Source organism: Porphyromonas sp. COT-290 OH860, from assembly GCF_000768935.1.
Taxonomy (GTDB): domain Bacteria; phylum Bacteroidota; class Bacteroidia; order Bacteroidales; family Porphyromonadaceae; genus Porphyromonas.
The window spans coordinates 1-3,145 of sequence record NZ_JRAR01000028.1; the positions used below are offsets into that span (position 1 = coordinate 1).

General features: G+C 46.9%; 3 protein-coding genes. All 3 read left to right on the plus strand.

Annotated elements, in window-relative coordinates; genetic code table 11:
• Positions 1-551 precede the first annotated feature (551 nt).
• The 3 genes from HQ41_RS03095 (at position 552) to HQ41_RS09475 (ending at position 2,970) form a co-directional block, all read left to right on the plus strand.
• Positions 552-1,820, plus strand: a complete 1,269-nt coding sequence (locus HQ41_RS03095) for a regulatory iron-sulfur-containing complex subunit RicT (RefSeq protein ID WP_235316894.1) — start codon at positions 552-554, stop codon at positions 1,818-1,820.
• Between the two features lie 7 nt (positions 1,821-1,827).
• On the plus strand, positions 1,828-2,298 hold the full coding sequence (locus HQ41_RS09855) for a hypothetical protein (RefSeq protein ID WP_044187783.1): 471 nt from the start codon (positions 1,828-1,830) through the stop codon (positions 2,296-2,298).
• Between the two features lie 180 nt (positions 2,299-2,478).
• A complete protein-coding gene (locus HQ41_RS09475) occupies positions 2,479-2,970 on the plus strand; it encodes a transposase (protein ID WP_255327511.1) in 492 nt (163 codons plus the stop codon).
• Positions 2,971-3,145: the final 175 nt, after the last annotated feature.

Genomic DNA, 3,145 nt, shown 5'->3' on the forward strand with positions numbered 1-3,145 from the left:
CTGGTTCGGTTGGTTTAGTTGCCATGTCAATACAGTTAATTACATATTAAAGATAGTAATAATCAGAGATATATACAATGTTTCTAACCGAAAACAGGAAAAATGCCGTGCAACGGTCTCTTTCTAGTCGTTTTTTGCTGCTTGACGCTGTGTTTTTCAACTTGGGTGTCCTCCCCCTTTACCCCGACCTTGTGAGCAATGAGCCACAAAATCCCCGCTTCGAGGATACTTCTCCTCGAAGCGGGCAGAAAGAGCTGCTAATATCCAAACTCGAGAACCTTTATAAACTCAGAAAACATAACGAAAGGAGGGACAAACTCATAGAATGGACTTGTGCAATGGTCTCNAGAAAGAGCTGCTAATATCCAAACTCGAGAACCTTTATAAACTCAGAAAACATAACGAAAGGAGGGACAAACTCATAGAATGGACTTGTGCAATGGTCTCCTTAGGTTCTAAAATTAAATAAATACCTTTGCTTTATATTTGGACTACGATAATTATTATAGATGATATATAAAACAACGACGGCCAATAGGGGGTGTTGTGGTATGACATCCAAAGGCTGCAAGGGCTGCTGCTCCAAGAAGCAAAGCAGCTACGACTGGCTCAGCGATATCCCAGAGGCTATACGCTCGTGCGATATTGTTGAGGTACAATTTAAGAATACTCGTAAGGGGTACTACGTTAATGCTCAGGGCTTGGAGCTCAAGAAGGGCGACCTCGTAGCGGTAGAGGCCTCTCCCGGACATGATATAGGTGAAGTTACGCTTGTAGGTAAGCTCGTCGAGCTTGCCATGAAGAAGCATCGCTATCGCCCTGAAAAAGGTGTGATGCCCCAGATCTATCGCATTGCCAAGCCTGCGGACTTGGAGAAATGGGAGGAGGCGAAAGTAAGAGAGCATCAGACTATGATACAAACTAGACAGATTGCCGCAGATCTAGGACTAGAGATGAAGATTGGTGATGTGGAGTATCAAGGAGATGGCAATAAAGCTATCTTCTACTACATAGCAGATGGGCGTGTGGACTTTAGGCAACTTATTCGTGTGCTGGCGGATACTTTCCATATCAGAGTAGAGATGAAGCAGATTGGTGCTCGGCAGGAGGCTGGCCGTATCGGAGGGATTGGCCCTTGTGGTCGTGAGTTGTGTTGTTCTAGCTGGATGAGTACATTCGTTTCGGTCAATACCAGTGCAGCCCGTGTACAAGATTTATCCCTCAATCCTCAGAAACTTACGGGGCTCTGTGGCAAACTCAAGTGCTGTATGAACTATGAGGTGCAGGCCTATACCGAGGCTCAGCGTTCGCTCCCTAGCCGTGAGATCGTGCTAGAAACGAAACGTGCTTCTTACCACCACTTCAAAACGGATAGCTTTCAGAGGCAGATTACCTACAGTACAGTTGCTAACCACCCCGTAGGGCTCGTCACTATATCTGCCCAGAGAGCCTTTGAGGTTATCTCTATGAATAAGCAAGGGGAGAGGCCAGATACATTAGAGTTCAATAATGAGCGAGAGAAACCTCAATCTAAGCCTCTAGATATCCTCTCGGACAATAGCCTTACACGCTTCGACAAGAAAGGCAATAGTAATGGGCACAAGAACGGTAGTCGTCGCCCTAAAAATCGAGAGAGTGTGTATACTGGCAGGCGCAGAGAGGGTGGGTCACGAGAGCACACATCGGCTCGACCTAATGTAGAGCAGAGGGTAGGCGAGCGTGTTCGTCCTCAGGGTGAGCGCAGGCGTGGGCAAAGTGGTCGCCAGTCCTCTCATGGTAGGCCTAGCTCTGGCCTCATGGGTGCATCTCAAGAAGAATAGCAAACTTATGCAAGGTAAGAGTGTGTTCGGGGTTAGTTGTTGTCTTTTACTACTCGGGCTAGGTAGTTCGTGTATAGAGCAACAAAGCGAACAGGATAGCTCGATTTACTGGCAAAAGTTTGACCTGTCGGGGATACAGATTGATTTTTTCGTGCCTCGAGGCAGGGCATCCTATGTTGTCACTCTTGCCGCACGGATAGACAATCGTCAGGACAGTTTGGAGTTGCCTCTTCGAGTGCGTATGGAGAATGCATACGGGCTGTATCTCATTGATACGGTCGTGTTGAGGCTGCCAGATCTTAGAGCTTCTCGTGTGCGCTCAAGCGTGGCGATGAGGGAGATGAATACAAGGCTCGATCTCATATGTCAGCTACCTATGGCAGGCTTGTATTCCTGCGTAGTCGAGCCTTTGCAAGCGCCCGATGCCATGGGCTTGGTAGCTGTGGGGTTAGAGCTCACAGAGGTAACCCACCCATAGTTAGTGTATGTTGTCAAACAAAAGTGCACTGGTAGGGGACTAAATTAGTTCGGAAATAGCGTGTAACTTTAGAGAACAAAAAACAGAGATTATGGCAACAGAGACAAAGAAGGGTAAACGGGCTAAATCTACTAGCTCAGAGTCTCACTACTCAATGACATTCGTCGTAACACGAAACGCATCTTCAGCTCAGAACAAAAGGTGCTTATCGTTATGGAGGGCATTCGCGGAGAGCTCAGCGTGGCAGAGCTATGCCGCAAATACGGCATCAGTGATAGCACCTACTACAAGTGGAATAAGGAGTTCATAGAAGCCGGCAAGGCTTGTCTCGAGGGAGATATGCTTCGAGAGGCGACAAGTTCTGAGGTTCAAGAACTTCGCTTTCAGAATCAAGAACTTAAGCTCGCTCTAGCTGAGCTTGTGCTACGTTACGACATCGTAAAAAAGCTTGAAACACTTCGAATAAGTAGCCAGCATCAAAAGTATATGAGATATACAGCAGAAGAAAAGGAGGAGATTATTCGAGCGGTCAAATCCTCAGAGGTCAACATCAGCGAGTCTTTGCGTTACTTGGGCATTCCTAAGCGTAGCTTCTATAATTGGTATCACAAGTATAGTGTAGGCGGGCTCGAGGCCCTTCGTAGCAAGCCCAGCGGAAGTCCCCATACTTGAGACCTTTGCACGGCATTTTGCATCTTTTCGGTTAGAAACGTTGTATATATCTCTGATTATTACTATCTTCAGTATGCAATTAACTGTATCGACATGGCAACCAAACCAACCGAACAAGCTCCGAGCTTCCTACAAGTATATACTCAGGTTCGTCGCGACCGGATGAAGCACTCCT

Bases quoted from the DNA above. Each gene is read 5' to 3' on its own strand.
- HQ41_RS03095 (WP_235316894.1), top strand. From the start codon at position 552: ATGACATCCAAAGGCTGCAAGGGCTGCTGCTCCAAGAAGCAAAGCAGC.
- HQ41_RS09855 (WP_044187783.1), top strand. From the start codon at position 1,828: ATGCAAGGTAAGAGTGTGTTCGGGGTTAGTTGTTGTCTTTTACTACTC.